Origin of the sequence: Variovorax dokdonensis (genome assembly GCF_030316895.1) — a bacterium.
GTDB lineage: Bacteria > Pseudomonadota > Gammaproteobacteria > Burkholderiales > Burkholderiaceae_C > Variovorax > Variovorax dokdonensis.
Window position 1 is genome coordinate 673,611 of the sequence record NZ_JASZYV010000001.1, and the last position, 23,603, is coordinate 697,213.

Annotated in this window: 21 protein-coding genes; 7 read left to right on the forward strand and 14 right to left on the reverse strand. The window is 63.4% G+C overall.

Annotated features, from left to right (window positions below):
* Nucleotides 1-133 precede the first annotated feature (133 nt).
* From QTH91_RS03115 to QTH91_RS03130, 4 genes are all read right to left on the reverse strand, one after another.
* Nucleotides 134-1,663: a tripartite tricarboxylate transporter permease gene (locus tag QTH91_RS03115; protein WP_286658569.1), complete on the reverse strand. Its 1,530-nt coding sequence runs from the start codon at nt 1,661-1,663 to the stop codon at nt 134-136.
* Between the two features lie 21 nt (nt 1,664-1,684).
* Nucleotides 1,685-2,206, reverse strand: coding sequence for a tripartite tricarboxylate transporter TctB family protein (locus QTH91_RS03120; protein WP_286658570.1), 522 nt, complete (start codon nt 2,204-2,206; stop codon nt 1,685-1,687).
* Between the two features lie 138 nt (nt 2,207-2,344).
* The gene (locus QTH91_RS03125; protein WP_286658571.1) at nt 2,345-3,346 is read right to left on the reverse strand and encodes a Bug family tripartite tricarboxylate transporter substrate binding protein; all 1,002 of its coding nucleotides are present in this window, start codon (nt 3,344-3,346) and stop codon (nt 2,345-2,347) included.
* Between the two features lie 229 nt (nt 3,347-3,575).
* Nucleotides 3,576-4,511, reverse strand: coding sequence for a histone deacetylase family protein (locus tag QTH91_RS03130; protein WP_286658572.1), 936 nt, complete (start codon nt 4,509-4,511; stop codon nt 3,576-3,578).
* Between the two features lie 177 nt (nt 4,512-4,688).
* On the opposite strand from QTH91_RS03130, the gene QTH91_RS03135 reads away from it, so the two are divergent.
* Both QTH91_RS03135 and QTH91_RS03140 read left to right on the forward strand, forming a co-directional pair.
* Nucleotides 4,689-4,925, forward strand: coding sequence for a hypothetical protein (locus QTH91_RS03135; protein ID WP_286658573.1), 237 nt, complete (start codon nt 4,689-4,691; stop codon nt 4,923-4,925).
* A gap of 338 nt (nt 4,926-5,263) precedes the next feature.
* Nucleotides 5,264-5,563 (forward strand): hypothetical protein, encoded by a 300-nt coding sequence (locus QTH91_RS03140; RefSeq protein ID WP_286658574.1) that lies wholly within the window; start codon nt 5,264-5,266, stop codon nt 5,561-5,563.
* Nucleotides 5,564-5,595: 32 nt separating this feature from the next.
* Here QTH91_RS03140 and QTH91_RS03145 read toward each other — a convergent pair whose 3' ends face one another.
* From QTH91_RS03145 to QTH91_RS03160, 4 genes are all read right to left on the reverse strand, one after another.
* Nucleotides 5,596-7,254 (reverse strand): Na/Pi cotransporter family protein, encoded by a 1,659-nt coding sequence (locus QTH91_RS03145; protein WP_286658575.1) that lies wholly within the window; start codon nt 7,252-7,254, stop codon nt 5,596-5,598.
* A 36-nt stretch (nt 7,255-7,290) separates the two neighbouring features.
* A complete protein-coding gene (gene lspA / locus QTH91_RS03150; protein WP_286658576.1) occupies nt 7,291-7,809 on the reverse strand; it encodes a signal peptidase II in 519 nt (172 codons plus the stop codon).
* Complete coding sequence (gene ileS / locus QTH91_RS03155; RefSeq protein WP_286658577.1) at nt 7,806-10,667, reverse strand: isoleucine--tRNA ligase; 2,862 nt, start codon at nt 10,665-10,667, stop codon at nt 7,806-7,808. Before ileS ends, lspA begins: the two co-directional genes overlap by 4 nt.
* Nucleotides 10,668-10,862: 195 nt before the next feature.
* A complete protein-coding gene (locus QTH91_RS03160; RefSeq protein ID WP_286658578.1) occupies nt 10,863-11,888 on the reverse strand; it encodes a bifunctional riboflavin kinase/FAD synthetase in 1,026 nt (341 codons plus the stop codon).
* Nucleotides 11,889-12,040: 152 nt separating this feature from the next.
* On the opposite strand from QTH91_RS03160, the gene QTH91_RS03165 reads away from it, so the two are divergent.
* Nucleotides 12,041-12,598: an HNH endonuclease gene (locus QTH91_RS03165; protein WP_286659593.1), complete on the forward strand. Its 558-nt coding sequence runs from the start codon at nt 12,041-12,043 to the stop codon at nt 12,596-12,598.
* Between the two features lie 55 nt (nt 12,599-12,653).
* On the opposite strand, the gene gltS is transcribed toward QTH91_RS03165, so the two are convergent.
* From gltS to QTH91_RS03180, 3 genes are all read right to left on the reverse strand, one after another.
* A complete protein-coding gene (gene gltS / locus QTH91_RS03170; RefSeq protein WP_286658579.1) occupies nt 12,654-13,862 on the reverse strand; it encodes a sodium/glutamate symporter in 1,209 nt (402 codons plus the stop codon).
* Nucleotides 13,863-14,026: 164 nt separating this feature from the next.
* A complete protein-coding gene (locus QTH91_RS03175) occupies nt 14,027-15,142 on the reverse strand; it encodes an acyl-CoA dehydrogenase family protein (protein ID WP_286658580.1) in 1,116 nt (371 codons plus the stop codon).
* Nucleotides 15,143-15,156: 14 nt separating this feature from the next.
* On the reverse strand, nt 15,157-16,338 hold the full coding sequence (locus QTH91_RS03180; RefSeq protein WP_286658581.1) for an acyl-CoA dehydrogenase family protein: 1,182 nt from the start codon (nt 16,336-16,338) through the stop codon (nt 15,157-15,159).
* 88 nt (nt 16,339-16,426) lie between these two features.
* Between QTH91_RS03180 and purN the strand changes: the two genes are divergently transcribed.
* The 4 genes from purN (at nt 16,427) to QTH91_RS03200 (ending at nt 21,671) form a co-directional block, all read left to right on the forward strand.
* Nucleotides 16,427-17,017: a phosphoribosylglycinamide formyltransferase gene (gene purN, locus QTH91_RS03185; RefSeq protein WP_286658582.1), complete on the forward strand. Its 591-nt coding sequence runs from the start codon at nt 16,427-16,429 to the stop codon at nt 17,015-17,017.
* A gap of 110 nt (nt 17,018-17,127) precedes the next feature.
* On the forward strand, nt 17,128-18,987 hold the full coding sequence (locus QTH91_RS03190; RefSeq protein ID WP_286658583.1) for a M48 family metallopeptidase: 1,860 nt from the start codon (nt 17,128-17,130) through the stop codon (nt 18,985-18,987).
* 49 nt (nt 18,988-19,036) lie between these two features.
* Nucleotides 19,037-20,308, forward strand: a complete 1,272-nt coding sequence (locus QTH91_RS03195) for an RsmB/NOP family class I SAM-dependent RNA methyltransferase (RefSeq protein WP_286658584.1) — start codon at nt 19,037-19,039, stop codon at nt 20,306-20,308.
* Between the two features lie 145 nt (nt 20,309-20,453).
* The gene (locus QTH91_RS03200; RefSeq protein WP_286658585.1) at nt 20,454-21,671 is read left to right on the forward strand and encodes a DesA family fatty acid desaturase; all 1,218 of its coding nucleotides are present in this window, start codon (nt 20,454-20,456) and stop codon (nt 21,669-21,671) included.
* 258 nt (nt 21,672-21,929) lie between these two features.
* On the opposite strand, the gene rpmG is transcribed toward QTH91_RS03200, so the two are convergent.
* The 3 genes from rpmG to trxB form a co-directional block, all read right to left on the reverse strand.
* Nucleotides 21,930-22,103 carry a 50S ribosomal protein L33 gene (gene rpmG, locus QTH91_RS03205; RefSeq protein ID WP_007830291.1) on the reverse strand — a complete coding sequence of 58 codons (174 nt, stop codon included), beginning with the start codon at nt 22,101-22,103 and terminating at the stop codon, nt 21,930-21,932.
* Nucleotides 22,104-22,128: 25 nt separating this feature from the next.
* Nucleotides 22,129-22,362: a 50S ribosomal protein L28 gene (gene rpmB, locus QTH91_RS03210; RefSeq protein ID WP_068640873.1), complete on the reverse strand. Its 234-nt coding sequence runs from the start codon at nt 22,360-22,362 to the stop codon at nt 22,129-22,131.
* 218 nt (nt 22,363-22,580) lie between these two features.
* Entirely contained in the window at nt 22,581-23,531 is a 951-nt protein-coding gene (trxB, locus tag QTH91_RS03215; protein WP_286658586.1) for a thioredoxin-disulfide reductase, read from the reverse strand.
* Nucleotides 23,532-23,603 lie beyond the last annotated feature (72 nt).

The window sequence follows — 23,603 nt, forward strand, 5'->3', positions numbered from 1 at the left end:
AGCAAGTTGGAAGGGCGGTCAAGGCTCACCTGCCAACGTGACGGTTTCGTGACAGCCCGATGCAAACCGTGGTCAGTGCGGCGCCATGAAAAAAGGCGCCCGAGGGCGCCTTTGTCGATAGAGCAGCAGTGGTTCAATCCACCGGCCGTTCCTTGTGGAACTCGTCGATCTTCGGCTGCCTTACAAAGGCCATCGCCTTGCCGATCAGCGGCCACAGGAGCATCAGCAGAGCCAGGGCGGTGATGGAACCCACCAGCGGGTTGGAGAACATCACCATCACGTCGCCTTGCGAGACCAGCATGGCCTGCCTGAACGAGTCCTCGGCCTTGTCGCCGAGCACCAGCGCCAGGACCAGCGGGGCAAGCGGGAAGTCGAGCTTCTTGAACACGTAGCCGATGATGCCGAACCCGAGCATGAACCAGATGTCGAGCATCGCGTTGTGCACCGTGTAGGCGCCGATCGCGCAGATCACGATGATCACCGGAGCGATGATCGAGAACGGAATGCGCAGGATCGAGGCGAACAGCGGCACCGTGCTGAGCACGACCAGCAGCCCGACCACGTTGCCCAGGTACATGCTGGCGATGAGCCCCCAGACGAAGTCCTTCTGTTCCACGAAGAGCAGCGGACCGGGCTGCAAGCCCCAGATCAGCAGCCCGCCCAGCAGCACGGCGGCGGTCGGCGAACCCGGGATGCCCAGGGCCAGCATCGGCAGCAGGGCGCTGGTGCCGGCCGCGTGTGCCGCCGTCTCCGGAGCCACCACGCCTTCCATCTCGCCTTGGCCGAACTTGCTGCCGCGCTTGGACATCTTCTTGGCCAGGCCGTAGCTCATGAAGGATGCCGGCGTCGCACCGCCGGGGGTGATGCCCATCCACATGCCGATGATCGAGCTGCGCACCGAGGTGACCCAGTACTGCGGCAGTTGCTTCCAGGTCTGGAAAACCACCTTCGGATCGATTTTGGCGCTCTTGCCGGAGAAGCTCAGGCCTTCTTCCATCGACAGCAGGATCTCGCCGATGCCGAACAGGCCGATCACCGCGATCAGGAAGTCGAAGCCGCGCATCAGCTCGGGCTGGCCGAAGGTCAGGCGCAATTGGCCGGTCACCGTGTCCATGCCGACCGTCGCCAAGGCAAAGCCCAGCGCCATCGCAGCGAGGATCTTGAACGGCGAGCCCTTGCCCATGCCCACGAAGCTGCAGAAAGTCAGCAGGTAGACCGCGAAGAACTCAGGCGATCCGAACTTGAGCGCGAACTTGGCCACCAGCGGTGCCATGAAGGTGATCATGATCACCGCGACCAGCGCGCCGATGAACGAGGAGGTGAAGGCTGTCGTCAGCGCCTCGCCCGCACGGCCCTTCTGCGCCATGGGATAGCCGTCGAAGGTGGTGGCCACCGACCAGGGCTCACCGGGAATGTTGAACAGCACCGACGTGATGGCGCCGCCGAACAGCGCCCCCCAGTAGATGCACGACAGCATGATGATCGCCGAGGTGGGCGACATCGTGAACGTCAGGGGCAGCAGGATGGCGACGCCGTTGGCGCCACCCAGGCCGGGCAGAACGCCGATGAGCACGCCCAGCGTGATCCCCACCAGCATCAGCCCGAAGTTCGCGGGCGACATGATGACGGAGAACCCGTGCATCAACGCATTGATTTCTTCCATTTGAGTTGGCTCCGCTTCGGTTCAATAGCCCAGGAAGGCAAGCGGATCGAGCATGCCCTTGTACAGGGGCACCTTGAACCACACCTCGAACATGCAAAAGAAGATCGTGTTGACGATCACGCCCACGAGAACGCCTTTGATCCAGGAGAACTTGCCAAGCACGATCATGAACAGGGCGATGTAGACGGCAGAGGCGATGTACAGGCCGAAGATGGAGACGCCCAGCACATACACCGCCGCGGGCACCAGTACCGACAGCACGCGGCGTAGCTGTTCGCCATCGACGAACACCTCGGTATTGCGCTTCTTCGACAGCACGGCCTGGTAGAAGATGCCCAAGGCGGAGATCGTGATGATCAGCCCGATGTAGAAGGGAAAGTAGCCTGCGCCCGGGCCGTCACTGGTCCAGCCCGCGCCCAGCCGGCGGCTCTCCGTCATGACGACGATGCCCAGTATCAGCAGCATCGCGGCCACGACGGCCTCCACCACCCAGGTCGCCACGCCCTTGCGTTCGACCTCTTGCGAAATTTGCTCTTGCTCCATGGAGCCCATCCTGTTCATCGTGAATGCAAGCCCTTGCGGGCACGTCACACCCCGCGCCCTCGCGCAGGGGTGTGGCCGGCGGCCTGGCCTCGGAAAACCGTCGCTGGCGCGACGCGGCCGCCCGGAGTCGTCGCCTGCTTACTTGGCCAGGAAACCGGCCTCGGTCATCAGCGTCTTGTGCATCGTCTCGGCCTCGGTCAGCCACTTGGTGTAGGCGTCACCCGTGAGCGCGGTCTTGTTGAACGCGCCCTTCTCCATGTATTCGGCCCAGTCCGGCGTGGCGCGAATCTTGTTCAGGAGATCGACGTAGAAGGCCTTCTCCTCAGGCTTGACGCCAGGGGGCATGAAGATGCCGCGCAGCATCACGTAGTCGGTGGGCACGCCCGCTTCCTTGCAGGTCGGGATGTCGTTCCACGACTGGGTGTCGGTGATCTTGTCCTTGTAGGGCATGCGCTCGCTGTCGAACACGCACAGCGGGCGAAGCTTGCCGGCGCGCCACTGGGCAACGGCTTCGATCGGGTTGTTGACGGTGGAGTTGATGTGGTCGCCCACCAGTTGAACGGCCACTTCGCCGCCGCCCTTGAACGGCACGTAGATGAACTTGACGCCGGTTGCCTTCTCGATGGCAGCGGTGATGATCTGGTCTTCCTGCTTGGAGCCGGTGCCACCCATCTTGAACTTGTTCGGCCCAGCGGCCTTGACCGCGGCGATGTACTCGGCGGCGGTCTTGTAGGGCTGGTCGGCATTCACCCAGAGCACGAACTGGTCGAGCGCCATCATCGAAACGGGCGTCATCTCTTTCCAGTTGAAGGGCACGCCGGTGGCCATCGGGGTGGTGAAGAGGTTCGACAGCGAGATGACGATCTTGTTCGGATCGCCCTTCGCTTCCTTGATGGCCAGGAAGCCTTCGGCACCCGCGCCGCCGGACTTGTTCACGACGATCAGCGGCTCCTTCATCAGCTTGTGCTTGATGACGATCCCCTGGATCAGGCGGGCCATCTGGTCGGCGCCGCCGCCGGTGCCGGCCGGCACGACGAACTCGACGGGTTTGGTCGGCTCCCAGGCCAGTGCGGGCGCCGCCACCAGGGCGGTGGCCAGCAAGGCCGCAGAACAGACTCGGGATGCAAGGCTCTTGATCATGTTGTCTCCTAGGTTGATTGCAGCTCTTCTCTCATCGCTTGAAGGAGCACCCAGCCGCTCCTTTCAAGTTACTTACTCTGCGCCTGCGCATCACTTCGCTGGATTGACCAAAGTCAACTTTTTCCAGAATCCGTATCGGGATGAACCCGTGCCAGCGCAGCCGTCCGTGCGTGGCAGAGCCCCGCGCAAAGCCTTGCGACGTGAATGCGCGCTTGCACGCCGGTGGAAGTCAGGCGGCCTGCATCAAGGCGCGCACATGCGCCGCTGTGCCGGTTGCCAGGGCGTCGAGGCTGTAGCCGCCCTCGAGGATGGACACGACTCGACCTTGTGAACTTTCGTCCGCCACCTTCATGAGCTCGGTGGTGATCCAGTGGAAGTCGTCGTCGGTGAAGTTCAGGCCACCGAGCGGGTCCTTGAAATGCGCATCGAGGCCGGCCGAGATGATCAGCAGTTCCGGCGCAAATCGTCGCAGCGCGGGCAGCATCTCGTCGCGCATGCGAGCGCGAAAGCCTTCCGAATCGCAGGCCAGCGCCAGCGGGATGTTCACGATGTTCTGGTTCACCCCGGTCTCGTGGCGCGCGCCAGTGCCGGGGTAGAAGGGCGACTGGTGAGAGGAGCCGTAGAACAGGTCCGGGTCGCGGTAGAAGCTGTTCTGCGTGCCGTTGCCATGATGCACGTCGAAGTCCACGACCGCGATACGCCGCAGGCCGTGCTCGGCGCGCGCGTGGAATGCGGCAATGGCCGCCTGGTTGAAGATGCAAAAGCCCATCGCGCGGCCTGCTTCGGCGTGGTGACCGCATGGCCGGGTGGCGCAGAAGGCATTGCGCGCTTCGCCGGCCACCACCGCGTCGACAGCGGCACAGGCGGCGCCGACGCATCGCATCACGGCTTCGAGCGAACCGGGCGACATGATCGTGTCACCGCCGTCGAGCATCTGGTAGCCCTCTACAGGCGCCAGTGCCTCGACCGTAGCGACGTAGTCCTCGGAATGAACGTGCAGAACCTGCTCCCGCGTACCGCGAGGCGCTTCGCGCCACTGCACGTTGGCAAAGTCCGGGTTGTTCAAGGCCGCCAGCACCGCGTGCAGGCGGTCCGGCGACTCGGGATGGTGAGGGCCCGGGTCATGGGCAAGGCAGGCTTCGTGGGTGTAGATGAGGGTCGTCATGAGCGAATCCCGTTTGCGCGAACACTGCCCGTTTCGGGCGGGCACCGGTCGAAAGCCGCAGTGAATGCGGCAATCCTTGGCGGCTTTTCGTCTCGAATTCCAGGGTTAACCCCTAAATTAGGGTAAACCCGATACAATGGAGGCCATTCACACCATCGACACGAGGAGTCTTTCATCATGTCCGCACTCAACACGACCACCAATTCCGCCGTCCTGAGCAGCCTTTCCGGTGCCTGGGCCGCTTTTGCCAAGGAGGCCTCGGTGGTGCTGGGCGCGCTGATGAATCCGCGCAAGGTGCTGGACGAAGTGGAGCAGATGCGCAAGCTGTTCAACGCCGCCCATGCCCTGGAGCAGACTGATCCGGCACGTGCCGAAGCCCTGCGTGCTCGCGCAGCGCGCATTGGTCTGAACTGAGCCAGTCGCATCCCATCTCCAGTCGCCTTGTGGCGCATTCTGGAAGGCCGGGAGTCCGCGCCCGCTTGACCGGGGTCAATATTCGCGGGCGCCGGGACTAGGCTTTTCCCCCGGTTTTCCCTTTCTTTTCGAACGGTCTGACCCCGCGAGCGGTCGAGACCGTTTTCGCGCGTTCAAACCATCCAGCGCATCCAGCGCATCGGGCGGGCCAGAAGCACTGGCCTCATCGCCCCAACAGCGTCCGTCCAATTCCGCATTAGGGAAGCTGCTCAGTTGATCTGCATGCAAGCAGCGTGATATCAATCGCGCAGGGAGCCTGTTCACATGATGGAGAGGCCATGCAGAACATCGGAGACAACAAGCGCCAAGGCGCGGAAGACGACGGAATGCGATTTGACCCTGACGGCTATTTGCGCGCCGAGCGTTGCTCGCGTGCACTCGTGGGAACGATCGTCGGGGTGAGCATGCTCGCGTTGGCGCTGGCTGCCGGCGACATCTCCCGCGCCGATTTCCCGTTGATGGGTCTTCTGGTCTTCGTGATCGGCCTGGCCTTTGGCGGCATCCCCTTGCTGCTCTATCACGAATACCTGCTCAAGGACCATGCCGCGCACGTGGCGCGTGCCCGGCTCATTTCCTGAACTTCACAGCGCCTGCCGGGGCGCGCCAGACTTCAGCCCTGAAGGTCCCCAAGCCGCGAGGTGCGAAGCCTCGACGGCGCGAGCGCGCCCACCGTGTCGAGAATCGGATACGCGATCGAGCAGATGTGCGAATTGATGCGCTTGAGGTCGCTGATCAGGTCGATGTGAAGCGAACTGGTCTCGATGCTCGATGTCGTGCGCTCTGACAGGCGCTCCAGGTGCGTGTTGGAGTAGTGATGCTCCAGGTCCCGGAAGCGCACCTTTTCCTCCAGCAGGCGCTGCGCGTCGTGCAGGTTGCCGTTCAGGAACACGCTCATGCCCAGCCGGAGGTTGGCAAGCAGTCGCGCATGCATCTCGGTGATCTCGCCCATTCCAGCCTCGGAAAACTTGCGGTGTGGCCGGATCTTCTTGTCTTCGATGTCGATGATGACGCGCTCGATGATGTCGCCGATCTGCTCCATGTTGATGGTGAAGCTGATGATGTCCGTCCAGCGTCTGCTCTCCGCCTCGCCAAGGGCTTCGCGCGAGATCTTGGTCATGTAGTACTTGATGTCGGAGTAGAGCCGGTCGACGTCGTCGTCCATCTTGCGCAACTCCGCCGCAAGGCGAAGGTCATCCTTGCGAATGACTTCGAGCAGGCCGATGAGCATGGTCTCCACGAGGTCCGCCTGATGCATCGCCTCGCGTGCTGCATTAGAAATGGCCAGCGTGGGGGTCGAGAGCGCGGACGGGTCCAGGTGGTGCGGACGCCGGCTGCCAGCGGGTTGCGTCGGCTCGGGCAGAAGGCGGGTCATGGCCCGCGCGACCCAATCGGTCAGGCCGATGAACAGCAAGCTCATCACCACATTGAAGGCCAGGTGGAACAGCACCACGACCTGCGTCGCAGGAAGATAAGGCCGCACATAGCGGATCCACAGGCCGATGCAGGGCGCCGCCAGCGCCACGCCCAGTAGCTTGAACACCAGGTTGCCCACCGTCACACGGCGCACCGTCACCGCTGACTTGGCGGTTGTCAGCACGGCCAAGGCGCCGCTGCCCAGGTTGGCGCCGAGCACGAGGCCCAATGCAACGTCCAAGGGCACGACGTCCGACACCGCCATCGCCGCCACCAGCAGCACCACGGCCAGGCTCGAATAGGCGAGCACGGCCAACGCGGCACCGAGCGTGATCTCGAGCAGCACGTCGCTGGTGAGCGAGGCCAGCAGTGCGCGCACGGGTGGCGCGTCGAACAAGGGTCCCGTGGCCGCGACCACCAGTTGCAGAGCCAGCAGCATCAGTCCCAGACCGATGAGAATGCGCCCGACTCGCCCGGCCTGCGTGGCAGTTTGCGAGATATAGAGCACCACGCCCACGAAGATGAACAGGGGCGAAAGCCATGACAGATCGGTCGAGAACAGCACCGACATGAGCGCCGTGCCCACATCGGCGCCACGCATGACCGCGAGCGCAGCGGGCAGCGCCACCAGGCCCTGGCCGACGAAGGAAGACGTCATCAGCGACGTGGCCGTGCTGGACTGCACCAGCGCGGTCACGCCGATGCCCGACAGCGCAGCGGTGAATCGGTTGCGCATGCTGCGAGCCAGGAACTCGCGCAGGCCGGCACCGAAGACGCCCATGACTCCCGTGCGGACGAGATGGGTACCCCATACCAGCAGCGCGATGGCTGCCAGCAAGTTCAACAAATGCTTCATGAATCCCGGTAACTATACGCCCGGGCTTGCGCTATCTCAGGCGGAAGAAGTGCTACCGCGTCGCATCCGGCGCAACTCGTCGAAGATGAGCAGCACCGCGCCCAGGGAGATGGCGCTGTCGGCCAGGTTGAAGGCGGGGAAGTGCCGTCCGCTCCAGTGAAAATCGAGGAAGTCGACCACGTAGCCGTGCATGGTGCGATCGACCACATTGCCAATGGCGCCTCCCAGGATCAACGCCATCGCCAGCATGAACAGCGTCTGGCCGGCATAGCGATGCATCATCCAGACGATGAAGATCGCCGCTCCCACACCGATGGCCGTGAACAGCCAACGCTGCCAGCCCGACTCGCTGGCCAGGAACGAGAAGGCGGCGCCCGTGTTGTGGGCCCGCACGATGTTGAAGAAGCTGGTGATGAACGTCTGGTCGCCGTACTGGTAGTTGGCCAGGATCAGTGCCTTCGTCCATTGATCGGCGACGATGATGACCAGGGCAAGGATCAGCCACGGCCAGACGCTGCCGCCGGGCGTCCGGTTCGCTGCGGGGGCGGCGCTCATGCGACGGTGCGCACTTCGCCGGCGCCGTAGAGGTTGGTGGTGCAGCGGCCGCACAAGGTCGGCCGCTCGACGTCATGGCCGACGTCGTCGCGCCAGTGCCAGCAGCGTTCGCACTTGAGGGCTGCGCTGGGCCTGACGTCGACCTCGAATTGCGAACCGGCCGTCAACTCGGCCACCGAGGTCAGCAGCACGAACTTGAGGTCTTCGCCCAGGGTGGAGAGCAAGGCGAAGTCGCTCTCGCCGGCCGTGAGGCGGACATTGGACTGAAGCGACGAACCGAGCTTGCCGTCGGCGCGCAGGTTTTCCACTTCCTTGTTGACCAGGTCGCGCAGTTCGCGAATGCGGCCCCACTTGGACAAAAGGGCATCGTCGGGATTGCCCAGGTCGAGGTAGGTTTCGGCGAAGATCGACTGCCCGCGGCTCGCCTCCGGCGCGCAGATGCCCCAGGCTTCTTCGGCGGTAAAGCTCAGGAAGGGCGCCATCCACCGAAGCATGGCCTGAGTGATGTGCCACAGCGCGGTCTGCGCGCTGCGGCGTGCCTTCGAGCCGGCCGCCGTCGTGTAGAGGCGGTCCTTCAGGATGTCGAGGTAGAAAGCGCCCAGGTCCTCGCTGCAATAGACCTGAAGCTTGGCCACCACCGGGTGGAACTCGTAGACCTTGTAGTGGGCCAGGATCTCGGCCTGGAACTGCGCGGCACGGCTGAGCGCGTAGCGGTCGATCTCGAGCATTTCCTCCAGCGGAACGCAGTCGCGCGAGATGTCGAAGTCGCTGGTGTTGGCCAGCAGAAAGCGCAGCGTGTTGCGGATGCGGCGATAGGCATCGACCACGCGCGCCAGGATCTTGTCGTCGCCAGCGATGTCGCCTGAATAGTCGCTCGCGGCCACCCAAAGGCGGATGATCTCGGCCCCCAGCTTCTTGCTGACTTCCTGGGGATCGATGCCATTGCCCAGCGACTTGCTCATTTTGCGGCCCTGGCTGTCCACCGTGAACCCGTGCGTGAGCAGGCCGCGGTAGGGCGCGCGACCCTCCAGGGCGCATGCCAGCAGCAGCGAGGAGTGGAACCAGCCGCGGTGCTGGTCATGGCCTTCGAGGTACAGGTCGGCCTCGGGGCCGCTTTCGTGGTGAACGTTCGGATGGGTGCCGCGCAGCACATGGAAGAAGGTGGAGCCGGAATCGAACCACACCTCCAGGATGTCGGTGCTCTTGGTGTAGTTGGGCGCATCCTCCGCGCCCAGGATTTCTTCGGTGGTCACGCGGCTCCAGGCCTCGATGCCGCCTTGTTCGACGATCGCGGCCGCCTGGTCGAGGATCTCCATCGTCCGCGGGTGCAACTCGCCCGAATCCTTGTGCAGGAAGAACGGGATCGGCACGCCCCAGCTCCGCTGGCGCGAGATGCACCAATCGGGTCGGTTGGCGATCATGTCGTGCAGGCGGGCCTTGCCGTTTTCCGGGTAGAAGCCGGTCTGCTCGATGGCGGCGAGCGCGAGCTGACGCAGCGTTTGCGCGGGCTTGTCGCCGGGCTTGGTGAAGACGCCTTCGCCTTCGTCCATGCGGATGAACCACTGCGCCGCGGCGCGGTAGATGACGGGCGTCTTGTGGCGCCAGCAGTGCGGGTAGCTGTGCGTGATGACCTCGGTGCCGATCAGCCGATCGGCATCGCGCAGCGCCTGAATGATGACCGGCACCGCCTTCCAGATACTCTGGCCACCGAACAGCGGGAAGTCTGCCGCGTAGCTGCCGTTGCCCTGCACAGGGTTGAGGATCTCGTCGTAGGACAGTCCGTGCGCGATGCAGGAATTGAAATCCTCCAGGCCGTAGGCGGGCGAGGAATGGACGATGCCGGTACCGTCGTCGGCGGTGGCGTAGTCGGCCAGATAGACCGGCGACAGTCGGCGGTAGCCGGCATCCACGTCGTACAGCGGATGCTCGAACTCGAGGCCGCCCAGCTTTTCGCCTTTGACCGTGGCGAGCACCTTGCCGTCCAGCGCCCATCGGTTCATGCACATCTCGACCAGCGAAGCCGCGATCACCAACAATCCGCGTTCGGTGTCGACGAGGGCGTATTCGAGCTCGGGGTTGAGGTTGAGCGCCTGGTTGGCCGGGATCGTCCAAGCCGTGGTGGTCCAGATGACGACAAACGCGTCCTTGGCAAGGGACGGCAGGCCGAAGGCCGCCGCCAGGGCGGCAGGGTCATGCGCCTTGAAGGCAACATCCAGCGTCTGGCTCTTCTTGTCGGCGTATTCGATCTCGAACTCGGCCAGCGACGAGCCGCAGTCGAAGCACCAGTACACGGGCTTGAGACCGCGGTAGACGAAGCCGCGCTCGATCACGCGCTTGAAGGCGCGGATCTCGCCCGCTTCGTTGGCGAAGTCCATCGTCTTGTAGGGGTGCGTCCACTCGCCCAGCACGCCCAGGCGCTGGAAGTCGACCATCTGCTGGGCGATCTGCTCCGTGGCATAGGCGCGGCTCTTGGCCTGCATTTCGTCGCGGCTCAGGTTGCGGCCATGCTTTTTCTCGATGGCGTTCTCGATGGGAAGGCCGTGGCAGTCCCAGCCGGGCACGTAGAGGGCGTCGAAGCCCTCGAGTTGGCGCGCCTTGGTGATCATGTCCTTGAGGATCTTGTTCACCGCGTGGCCCATGTGGATCTGGCCGTTGGCATACGGCGGTCCGTCATGCAGGATGAACTTGGGCGCGCCGATTCGCGCGTCGCGCAGGCGTTGGTAACGCCCTTCGTCGTTCCATTGCTTGACCCAGCCCGGCTCACGCTTGGGCAGGTCACCGCGCATCGGGAAGGGCGTGTCCGGCAGGTTCAGCGTGGCGCGGTAGTCGGTGGTCGCGTCGTCAGGAGTTTCGGCCATGATGGTTCGTTCGAAGATGGCATCCGGTGGGCCGGAGCGGCGCCGCCGGTAAGTTGGCGGGCCAGGGGTCGTTTGGCGAGCCGCCGACGCTGTCGCGTATGGCGCACTCGGGCTGGTCGGGACTAACGGCGGAGAGACTCGCTCGGCAGGCGGGGGCGGTGTGCCCAGCGGGTGCCTAGGGAGACCGTCCGCCGCTCAAATTCGGTCGCGGGTGGTCTGCCGATGCGTGGACGCGAAGAACGCACGCGCGTCGTCGCGATCCTTCGCGATGCCGGCCGTCAAGGCCTCGAGGCTGGTGTAGCGCAGCTCGTCGTGCAGTTTGTGCAGGAGTTCCACGCGGGCAATTTTACCGTAGGCCCCCTCGTCGCCCAGATGCGCCGGCCACTCGAGGCAATGCGTCTCAAGAAGCACCCGGCCGCCATTGACATCGTTCGCGTCGAGCGAAGGACGGACGCCCAGATTCGCAACGCCGGGCAGCGGTTCGTCCGAAAGCCCGTGAACCAGCACGGCGAAGATGCCGCTGGCGGCTGGCTTCCAGTGTTTGAAGCGCATGTTGAGGGTGCGAAATCCGTCCAGTCCGCCCGGCGTACTGGCCCCCAGTGCGCGCCCGAGCTTGCGTCCGTGAACGACGTGGCCGGAGATCGCATAGGGTCTTCCGAGCAGGGTCTGGGCAAGCGCCATGTCGCCAGCGGCCAGGGCTTCGCGCACTGCGGAACTGGAGACGCGGCGACCATGCACCTCGTAGCTCATCATCCGGGCCACGTCGAAGCCGAGGCGCTCGCCGGCCTGGTCCAGCATGGCGTAGTCGCCCGCCCGCTTGGCACCGAAGCGGAAATCGTCCCCCACCAGGACATAGCGTGCGCCCAGGCCGTCGACCAGCACGTCCTGGATGAACGCGTCGGGCGAGAGCGAGGCCAGCCGCGCGTCGAAGGGCAGAACCACGGTCTGGGCAACGCCGGAGGCCGCAAGTTCGCTGAGCTTGTCGCGCAGTGTGCCGATGCGCGCCGGTGCCAGCTCAGGCTTTCGCATGATCTGGGCGAAGTAGTCGCGCGGATGGGGCTCGAAGGTGAGCACGCAGCTCGCCACGCCGCGTTGCCGAGCCTCATTGGCAAGCAGCCCCAGCATGGCCTGATGGCCGCGGTGTACGCCGTCGAAATTGCCGATGGTCAAGGCGCAAGCCTTGGCGACACCGGGGTGGCGAAATCCTCTGAAGATCTGCATCGGCAGTTATGGTTTTGATAGCACGCCAAGCAAGGGTGATGGTCGATTGCAGGCGAGTTGTCATGAAAGCGGGGTAATATTGTGACGCGTTGCGACGAAACGTTTTGACTGTTCTCCCTTTTCTCTCGTCCATCGAGAAGGAGGCGTTGGTGGTGAAGGTGTTGAAGCTGTCGGCCCAAGGGCTGCCGCAATCCTGGATTTCGCTTGAACAAGCGGTGATTCACTACGCGGCGGAAGAAGTGCGCTGGGAGGTCGGTGCGCAGGTCGCCGTATTCCGCGGTGGGCACAATGCTGCCACCGGGCAGCAGTCGCAGATCGCCATCAACAGCATCATCGGCACCAAGGGCGTGCCCAAGATCAATCCGTTCGAGATGCGCCCCGGCCTCACGAACAGCAAGCTGTTCGCCCGCGACCGCAACATCTGCGCCTATTGCGGCGGTCATTTCGCCGACGAAGACCTCACGCGCGAGCACATTCGGCCTTACGCGCAAAACGGCGTCGACACCTGGATGAACGTGGTCACTGCGTGCCGCGCTTGCAACCACCGCAAGGCGAATCGCACGCCCGAGCAGGCCGGCATGTCGCTGATCTACACGCCGTATGTGCCGACACTGTGGGAAGACTTCATCTTGCGCAATCGGCGCATCCTGGCCGATCAGATGGAGTTCCTGAGCCGCGGCCTGCCGAAGTCGTCCCGCTTGCGGCACTAGCGACGATCCGGTGCCAGACCGGGGTGCTGCTCCCGATCCAGCAGAGCCGTTGGTGTCAGTGGAAGTAGCCCACGAAGCCGGTGATGATGGTGGCGTTCACGAAGTCGATGAACAGCGCGCCGACCATGGGCAGCACGAAGAAGGCCTTGACCGAGGCGCCATTGCGTGCGGTGAAGGCTTCCATGTTGGCCATGGCATTGGGCGTCGCACCTAGCCCGAATCCGCAGTGGCCGGCTGCCAGCACGGCGGCGTCATAGTCGCGCCCCATCAGGTTGAAGGTCACGAAATAGGCGTACAGCCCCATGATCGTCGTCTGGACCAGGAGAATGATCAGCAGCGGTCCGGCGATATCCGCCAGTTCCCACAGCTTCATGGACATGAGCGCCATGCACAGGAAGAACGAGAGCGAGATGTTGCCCGTCACTTCGATCTGCTTGACGGGCAGCGTGAGGTTGCGCCAGTCGATGATGTTGCGCAGCACGGCTGCCACGAGCATGGGGCCGATGTAGGCGGGCAGGGTGATGCCGAACTGCTTGACGAACGGCCCGAAGAACGAGCCTGCACCCATGGCGAAGACGATCAGCATCACCGCCTGCATGACGGTGCGCTGGTCGGTCACCTTGGTCTCGCGGGCGGTGGAGAGGTCTTTCTCGTAGAAGTCGGCGTCCGGTGACCCAGCCTGAAAGCGCACGCCCCGACGGCGTAGCAGCATGGTGCCGACCGGTCCGCCGATGAGGCAGCCGGTGACCAACCCCCAGGTCGAGGCAGCAATCGCAGCGGGCAATGCGGCGGTGGCGCCAGCCTGTTCAAGGATCGGGCCGAAGGCAGCAGAGGTGCCGTGGCCTCCGGTCAGCGACACTGAGCCAGCCGCAAGGCCTAGAAGCGGATGGACACCCAGTGCCGAAGCCAGCGCCACACCCATGCCGTTTTGAAGCACCACCAGCAACGTGGCGCAGACCAGGAACAGCACAACGCCGATGCCACCCTTCTTGAGCAGCTCGAAGCTGGCCGAAAAGCCGATGGTGGTGAAGAACACCATCATCAGCAGGTTGCGGATGTCGGCGTTGAAGGTGAATTCGAAACTTCCGGACTGATGACCCGCGAGGGCCACCAGTGAGAACACCAGCCCCCCGATCACAGGGCCCGGGATGAAGAAGCGCTCCAGCACGGCCACGCGCTTCTTGATGAATTCGCCCAATAACAGCAGTACGGCCGCAATGGCCAGCGTCTGGGCGATGTCGAGTTTGACGATCTCTTGCGTCATGTTGCGCTCCCTTTTTTTGTCTCTCGTTGAATCGCCTTCTACCCTTTGGCGGGCGAAAGGCGCGGCCATTCTGGCACGGTCGACAAGTGCGGGAGCGCCGCCATGCTGGTCGGGCGGCAATGCCCTCGGCGCGCGGCGGCGCCGGGGCAGTCACGCAGGCTCAATCAGGCGAATACGCCTGCGGTGTCCTGCATGCGCGAGGAGACTTCGCCCAGGTGATGGAGCGAATCGCCAAAGGTCATTTCCAGCTGCGTGAGCTTTCGGAAGTAGTGGCTGGCGATGTACTCGTCCGTGACGCCGATACCGCCGTGAAGCTGCACGGCTTGCTGGCTGATGAAGCGCATCGATTGACCCAACTGATACTTGGCGCGGGCCATGGCCTGGCGCCGCTCGGCGGCCGGCGCGTTGAGCTTGAGGTTGGCGTAGTAGCTCATGGAGCGTGCCAGCTCCAACTGCATCTTCATGTCGGCGACCCGGTGGCGCAGCGCCTGGAAGGTGCCGATGAGAACGCCAAACTGCTTGCGGGTATTCAGATACTCCACCGTGACGGCCAGCATCTTCTCCATCACGCCCACTGCCTCCGCGCATGTGGCGGCGATGCCGATGTCCACGGCATGCTCCAGCACGGGCAGGCCTTCCTGGGCGAGCAAGGTGGCGGAGGCGTTGTCGAACACGACCTCGGCGGCGCGGCTGCCGTCCTGTGTGCCGTAGCCACGTGCCGCTACCCCGCTGGCGGCGCGTTCCACCAGGAACATGGCGATGCGGCCATCTGCCTGCGCCGGGACCAGAAAGGCGTCGGCTTGATCGCCCACCGGAACGAGGCTCTTCGTGCCCGTCACGGTCCAGCCGTCGCCAGATTTTTTGGCGACGGCGGCGCAGACGTCGAGGCGATAGCGTGCCTTGCGCTCCTGATGGGCCAGCACGACGATGGCCTGACCGCCAGCAATGCGGGGCAGCCAGTTGTCCTTGGTGTCTTCGTCCGCATGACCTGCCAGCACGGCGCCGGCGATCAGGCTTTGGACAAGCGGCTCGAGCACGATGCCGCGGCCCAGCTCTTCCATGACCACCATGCCTTCGACGGCGCCCATGCCCAGACCGCCTTCGTCTTCGGGAATGAACAGCCCACCCAGGCCCAATTCGGACAGCTCGTCCCACGCTTCGCGAGAGAAACCGCCCTCGGCCTCGATGCGGCGGCGGCGTTCGAAGTCGTAACCCTTTTCAACCCACTTGGCGACGGCGTCGCGCAGTTGCTGTTGGTCGTCGGAAAAATCGAAATCCATTTGTTGTCTCCTTCTCAGCCCAAGACGGTTTGCGCGACGATGTTGCGCTGCACTTCGTTGGATCCACCGTAGATGGTGGTCTTGCGCATGTTGAAGTACGTGGATGCCAGCGGCGCCAGGTTGGGATGGCCGCCAGGGAAATCGCCCTGCCAGCCGGCTTCCATGGCCTCGCGGATGAGCGGCAGCGAGTAGGGGCCGCCGGCCAGCATCATCAGTTCCGAATAGCGCTGCTGGATCTCGCTGCCGCGAATCTTTAGCAGGCCGGCGATGTCCAGTGGGTTCTTGCCGGATTTTTCGGCCGAGAGCACCCGCAGAACGAGCATTTCAAGCGCGACGACGTCGACCTCGAGCTTGGCAATCTCGTCGCGAAAACGCGCGTCGTCCATGACGCCTTCCTGCCTGGCGATGCGCTTGAGGCGCTCCAGTTCGCGCTTGGCGCGGTTGACGTCTGCGATGTTGGTGCGCTCGTGCGAGAGCAGGTGCTTGGCGTAGGTCCAACCCTTGTTCTCTTCGCCGATCAGGTTCTCGACCGGGACCTCGACGTTGTCGAAGAACACATCGTTGACTTCGAAACCGCCGTCCATCAACTTGATGGGGCGCACGGTCACGCCGGGCGACTTCATGTCCAGAACGATGAAGCTGATGCCGGTCTGAGGCTTGCCCTCGGTGCTGGTGCGCACCAGGTTGAACATCCAGTCGCCATATTGACCAAGGGTGGTCCAGGTCTTCTGGCCGTTGATGATGTACTTGTCGCCTTTGCGTTCGGCACGGGTGCGAAGCGATGCCAGGTCCGAGCCCGAGCCTGGCTCGCTGTAGCCCTGGCTCCACCAGACTTCACCGCTGGCAATGCCCGGCAGGAACCGCTTGTGCTGCTCGGCGTTGCCGAAGGCCATGATCACAGGCGCCACCATCACGGGGCCGAAGGGGATGATGCGCGGCGCGCCGGCCAGCGCAGTCTCTTCCTCGAACAAGTGCTTTTGCACAGCGGTCCAGCCCGGGCCGCCGAACTGCTTGGGCCAGCCGTAGCCCAGCCAACCCTTCTTGCCCAGGATCTTGGCCCAGTTCTGGAGGTCGTCGCGCGTCAGTTCGAGCGCGTTGTGGACCTTGTGGGAGATCTCTTTGGGAAGGTTTTCCGCAACCCAGGCGCGGACTTCTTCTCGGAACTTCTGTTCTTCAGGGGTAAAGGCCAAATCCATGAGGACGTCTCCAGTGAATCCGTTTTTTTAGCACGCTCGTTCGCGTGCTCGAGTCAGCCCGGTGACACCCAGGATAATCCCGGCCGGAATGAACCAGAACATTGTGATCCTGATCTCGGGCGCCGGCTCCAACATGATGGCCGTCGTCAATGCCTCCCGCTGCGGCAACTGGGAGCGCAGATTCGGTGCGCGCGTTGCGGCGGTTATCAGCAACAAGGCCGACGCAGGCGGCCTGGCCTTGGCGCGCGAACATGGGGTGAGTACCGCGGTGGTTTCGCACCGCGACTTCGAGTCCCGCGAATCGTTCGACGAAGCGCTGGCCGGCGTCATCGATGGCTATTCGCCCGCCCTGGTCGTGCTGGCGGGATTCATGCGCATCCTGACGCCCGGATTCGTGTCGCGCTACGAAGGGCGCCTGTTGAACATCCATCCGTCGCTGCTTCCCGCCTTTCCAGGGCTGGACACGCACCGCCGGGCGATCGAGGCGGGATGCCGTGTTGCTGGTGCCACGGTGCATCAGGTCACGGCTGAGCTCGACCATGGTCCGATCCTTGCCCAGGCCGTGGTCCCGATCCTTCCAGGCGACGACGCGCAAGAGTTGGCTGCCCGCGTCCTGTCACAGGAACACAGTCTGTACCCGCGAGCCATCGAGAACTATTTGGCAAGCATGGCGCGTTGAGGCTTTGGCGCTACAAACTCGTTCACGGAAAGAGGGTTGAAGTCTCCTGGCTCAGTAACAGTTTGTATTAGTCCCGTTAACATTTCGGCATCTCTTTTCCGAGGTATTGCTTGGACCGTGCCGACTTCGTTCACCTCGTACGCCTGAGTGAGCACGACAGCGCCGATGACAGCGCTCGCTATCGCCGTGGCGTCGCCCTGTTTGCGGCGCTCGGTTACGCATGGGTGATTTCCTGCTTGGCGTTGGCCCTCGGCGTGCTTGCGTGGGTGGCGATGCCGATGGGCTCGGCCCGCTTCAGTTTCGCGCGCGGATGGGCGGCAGTGTTTGCCCTCGGCCTGCTTTGGGCGACATTGCGTGCGCTGTGGGTGCGTTTTGATCCGCCGGAAGGGGTGCCGCTCAAGCGAGAAGACGCCCCGCGCTTGTTTGAGGCCTTGGACCGCATCCGCGAACGCATCGATGGCCCGCCGGTGCATCACGTCTATCTTGACAATGACTTCAATGCCAGCATCCGCCAGGTGCCGCGCTTCGGGTTCCTGGGAGGCGCGGTCAATCACCTGAATATCGGCTTGCCGCTGTTGATGGCGCTCGATCGTCGGCGACTTCTGTCGGTCTTGGCTCACGAGTACGGCCACCTGCGCGGCAACCATGGCCGGCTGAGCGCATGGATCTATCGCACGCGCCTTTCCTGGCTCAAGCTGGACGAAAGCCTTCAGCGCAGCGAAGGCGTCATGGCGCTGGCATCACGCGCATTCTTTACCTGGTACTTCCCAAGATTTGCGGCCAAGACCTTCGCATTGGCACGTCAGGACGAATATGAGGCGGACCGCGTTTCAGCTCGTCTTCTTGGAACGGGAGTTGCCGCGGCTGCGCTGACAGAGATTGCGGTCAAGGGGCACTGGTATTCGGAACAGTTCTGGGCGACGCATTGGGCTCGCGCCGCCAACGAGCCTGAACCAGTGGGGCCCTTTGCCGGGCTGCTGGTTCAACTGCGCGCGGCGCCGGAAGCCGCTTTCGCCCGAGACGCGCTGCGCAAGGCCCTTCGCCAGGTGAGCGACGTCGACGACACGCATCCGGTCCTGCGGGACCGCCTGGAGGCCTTCGAGGAAAAAGCAGGCTTGCCCGAGTGGTCGGTCAAGCCTGCGCTCCATATGTTTGCCGACAAGGGGGAGAGGTGGATCAAGCACTTCGACCGCCAGTGGTGCACGGAGCACGCGAGCGACTGGCGCCAGCATTCCCAGCACTTGGCCAGGGTCCGAGAGCGCGTTCAGGCACTGGCCGAAAGCCAAGGTCGAAACAACGCGGACGAGATGGTCGAATGGGCGGATCTGCAGCGTCACCTCGACGTGAACGCGGACGTTCGCGATCGTTACGAGCGCGCCCTGGCACTCACGCCGGAGCACACCGGCGCGCTGCGCGGCTACGTGCAGATGCTGCCTCCGCTGGATCGCGCCTCACGCCTGCCTGTTCTGGAGCGTCTGCATGAGGCCGGTTCCGGAAGCCGGTGGTGGGCAGCGAAATCGGCGGTGGAGCTTCTGGAAAATCCTGAGTCCGGGCCGCATGACGAGGTCGCTCTGAAGCTGTGGCGTGGTCGTCTCAGAGACGCCGAAGAAGCTGAGCGGCGCGCGTGGGACGAGCTGACCGATACGCCCTTCTTCAGCCAGATTGCCCACCACGACTTGAGCGATTTCGAGGCGGGAGAGCTGCGAGTCGACCTGGCGCGCTGCCAACCGGTCGCCCGGGCGTGGCTGGTCCGCAAGAACCTGCATGAGTTTCCCTGGCGCCGGGCGTATATCCTTTTTCTGGACCTGCCCACGCTCGCCGACGACGAGCGATATTCGCTGTGCCGTCACCTCGAGCAGACTTTGAGTCTTCCGGGCGTCGCGCTTGTCCTGTGGGCTGGAAATTCGCCCACGGCCCAGGACATCGAACGTCATGTGAAGCATCCGTTCTGGCAACGCAGCGCCCGCTGATTTTGCGCGGGTCCCTCGCTGCCGAGCGCACGGATGGGACAATCGGGGAATGCATCCCAGAGCTTTGTTGGACGCGACGGCGGAACTCGTCGGCCGCGTCTTGCGTCTTGACCATCCCGCCGACGCCATCGTTTCTCGACATTTTCGGGAGAACCGTTCACTCGGCCAGCGCGAGCGAGCAACGCTGGCAGAGACGACCTACAACGTGCTGCGTCGCAAATTGCAGTTCGAGCACTTGGCTGCATCCGGATCGGGCCCGCGCGAGCGTCGGCTGGCGATCCTCGGCTTTCACGGTCCCCGCGACTTCCTGCGAAGCGCGCTGACCGACACCGAGGCCGCCTGGCTTGCCGCCTGCGACTCGGTTCCGGCCAGCGACCTGATGGAGCGGCACCGGCACAACCTGCCCGAATGGCTGGCGGGCCCTTTGCGGGAGCAGCTCGGGGCCCAGTTCTGGCCCCTGGCCGAATCCCTTCTCCGGCCCGCACCTTTGGACCTGCGGATCAATGCGCTGGCCGACAAGCGTGCCGACGTGCGCAAGGAGTTGGAATTGGCGGGCATCAAGTCCGTCCCGACTCCTCATTCGCCCTGGGGGCTACGGGTCGACGGCAAACCGGCCCTTACGCGACTGGATGCTTTTTCAAGAGGCGCCATCGAGGTGCAGGACGAGGGTTCCCAACTGCTGGCGCTTCTGCTGGACGCCAAGCGCGGCGAGATGGTGGTGGACTTCTGTGCAGGCGCCGGCGGCAAGACCCTGGCCATCGGCGCCACGATGCGCAACACGGGCCGCCTCTATGCATTCGACGTCTCAGCACATCGCCTGGATGCCCTCAAGCCTCGGCTCGCGCGCAGCGGTCTGTCGAACGTGCACCCCGCCGCCATTGCGCATGAGCGAGATGAGCGCGTCAAGCGCCTGGCTGGAAAGATCGACCGGGTGCTGGTGGACGCTCCCTGCTCGGGCCTGGGGACGCTGCGGCGCAATCCTGACTTGAAATGGCGCCAGTCCCCCCAGGCCATCGAGGAATTGACGGCCAAGCAGGCGGCGATCCTTCAATCGGCGGCTCGCCTGGTCAAGCCGGGCGGGCGCTTGGTTTACGCCACCTGCAGCATCCTTGCGCAGGAGAACGAAGCAGTGGCCGAGGCCTTTGGTTCGGCGCATCCGGATTTCGAGCCGGCCGATGCGGGTGAAATCCTTGCGGGCCTCAAGGTGGAAGGCGCTACCGGCCTCGCCAGCGGTGGCGATTCTGGCCAGCGCTATCTGCGCCTGTGGCCGCATCAACACGACACGGATGGTTTTTTTGCGGCTGTCTGGAAACGTCGCTAGTTGACCCCAATTGTCCTAATCGGTCAGATTTAGACCTAGATCCTTGAAAACCTTAAGGAAAATCAAGGGTTTTGATGAGGTGGGCCGGTAAAATACGCCTTTGAACGAACAGGCCGTCGTTTTGTGCGGCCATGGAGAACCCAAGTTGTTTTTCCCTGATTCCGCGGTCCTGAATTCGGCCGTCGACTGGCTGGCAAATGGCCTTTGGAACTTGAGCTGGTGGGAGATCGTGCTCTACACGCTCTTCACCACGCACATCACCATTGCCGCCGTTACCATCTTCCTGCACCGGACCCAGGCACACCGTGCCATGGATCTGGGGCCCATTCCGTCGCATTTCTTCCGATTCTGGCTGTGGATCGGTACCGGAATGGTGACTCGTGAATGGGTGGCCATCCATCGCAAGCACCACGCCAAGTGCGAAACCGAGGACGACCCGCACAGCCCGCAGACCCGCGGCATCGACACCGTGCTTTGGCGCGGTGCAGAGCTGTATCGCGCGGAAGCCAAGAACGCCGAGACCATCGCCAAGTTCAGCCATGGCGTGCCCAACGACTGGATCGAGCGAAACCTCTACAGCCGCTACAGCTGGCAGGGCGTGGGCCTCATGCTGATTCTGAACGTGGCACTGTTCGGCGCATTGGGCCTGACGGTTTGGGCTGTGCAAATGCTTTGGATTCCCATCACCGCCGCCGGCATCATCAACGGGATCGGCCACTATTGGGGTTATCGCAATTTCGAGGCGCCCGACGCCAGCACCAACATTTCGCCCTGGGGCCTGATCATCGGCGGCGAAGAACTTCACAACAACCACCACACCTATCCCACATCGGCCAAGTTCTCGGTCAAGAAGTACGAGTTCGATATCGGCTGGGTCTACATCCGCGTTTTCGAGATGCTGGGCTGGGCCAAGGTCAAGAAGGTGCCGCCAAAGCTTCAGCTTGGCGCGATCCAGCCCGTGCCGGACGAGAAGACGCTCGAAGCCGTGATCGCCAATCGCTACGAGGTGATGGCCCGCTACGCTCGTGGAATGCGGCACGCCTGCAAGGCTGAAATCGAGCAACTCAAGTCCAAGGGTGCCGATCTTTCGCTGTTGCAGGGTGCCAAGCGCTGGTTGCATCGCGACGACGACAAGGTTCCGGCTGCTGCTCGCCAAACCCTGGTGGAGGCGCGGGCGGCCCACCCCGTGCTCGACAAGATGTTCACCATGCGTGAAGAGCTTCGTCAGATGTGGCTCAATACCTCCCAATCGCGCGAGCAACTGGCGGCCGACTTGGCGGCGTGGTGCCATCGCGCCGAAGCCAGCGGCATCGCGGCCTTGCAGGAGTTCTCGGTTCGCCTTCGCTCCGCACGCATGGCCTGATTGGACGGCACCAAGGCAACTTGCCGCGACACGAAACAGAGCCGCCCTCGGGCGGCTTTTCTTTTTCCTGAAGGGCGAGGGGTGAACTCCCATACACATCGGCCTATGCAAGGGCGCTGCCCGACCATCGGCATCATTGCTTGCGCCAACACGTGCCACGCTCGCGTCCATGAAAAAAGCCCGTCAGGTCCGAGGACCTTGACGGGCTTTTGAGCTTGCTTGTCGAAGCCTGACGCTGCGCGCCAGACAAGCGCCGAATTACTTCAGCTTGATTTCCTTGTATTCGACGTGCTTGCGTGCCTTCGGGTCGAACTTCATGATCGACATCTTTTCAGGCATCGTCTTCTTGTTCTTGCTGGTCGTGTAGAAGTGGCCGGTACCCGCAGTGGATTCCAGCTTGATCTTTTCGCGTCCGCCTTTGCTCGTGGCCATGGTTGCGCTCCTTAACTAGTCGTGGTCAGGCTTGGCCGCGCGCACGCAGGTCGGCGAGCACGGCGTCGATGCCATTCTTGTCGATCAGGCGCAGGGCTGCGCTCGAAACGCGCAGGCGCACCCAGCGGTTTTCGCTTTCGACCCAGAAACGGCGGTATTGCAGGTTCGGCATGAACCGGCGCTTTGTCTTGTTGTTGGCGTGGGAGACGTTGTTCCCGACCATCGGGCCTTTGCCCGTGACTTCACATACGCGTGCCATGTGGACACTCTTTCCTTAGAACAGCTGGCACCGGGCGCTGATTCGCATTGAAGGCGGCCGGTGGGTTGCAGCTTGACCTCGCCAAATTGAGCCGGGGTGGCGGGTTCCCCATCAATGCCGCCCTTCGATCAACGAACTCCCAAGGAAGGTCGCCAAATTGCAGCAAAGCCAAGCATTATAGCCCGAAGCTCGCTGGCGCGGCGAATCGGCGGGTGGCGTTACTCCTGCTCGAGGAAGCGCTGGGCGTCGAGCGCCGCCATGCAGCCGGTACCGGCGCTGGTGATGGCTTGGCGGTAGACATGATCTTGCACGTCGCCAGCAGCGAACACGCCGGGAATGCTGGTCATCGTCGCGAACCCCTGCAGACCAGATTTCGTCAGGATGTAACCGTCCTTCATCTCCAACTGTCCCTGGAAGATCTCGGTATTGGGCTGGTGGCCGATCGCGATGAAGCATCCCTTCAGTTCGATCTTTTCAGTCGCACCGGACTGCATGTTCTTGATTTGCACGCCGGTGACGCCGGAATCGTCGCCGAGCACCTGGTCCAGCGTGCTGTGCAGCTTGAGTTCGATCTTGCCCTGGGCGACCTTTTCGTTGAGCTTGTCCACCAGGATAGGCTCGGCGCGGAACTTGTCTCGACGATGGACGAGCGTCACCTTGCTGGCAATGTTCGACAGGTAGAGCGCTTCTTCCACGGCGGTGTTGCCGCCGCCGATGACGCAGACCTCCTGGTCACGGTAGAAGAATCCGTCGCAGGTGGCGCAACCCGACACGCCGCGGCCCATGAAGTTCTGCTCGGAAGGCAGCCCGAGGTACTTTGCCGAAGCGCCTGTCGCGATGATCAGCGAATCGCAGGTGTAGGTGCCGCTGTCACCCGTGAGGGTGAAGGGGCGCTTGCCCAGGTCGACCTTGTTGATGTGGTCGAAAACGATCTGGGTCTTGAAGCGCTCGGCATGCTCCAGAAAGCGCTGCATCAGATCCGGTCCCTGCACGCCATGTACGTCCGCCGGCCAGTTGTCCACCTCGGTGGTGGTCATGAGCTGGCCGCCCTGAGCCATGCCGGTAATGAGCAGCGGCTGGAGGTTGGCGCGCGCGGCATACACCGCCGCCGTGTAGCCGGCAGGGCCGGAACCGAGGATGAGAACCTTGGCGTGTTGTGTGTTCGACATGGGGAAAGCCTGTAATACGTGATAAATACCCGCACTGAGCGTGTACATTTTGGAGCGAGCTTGAAGGATACG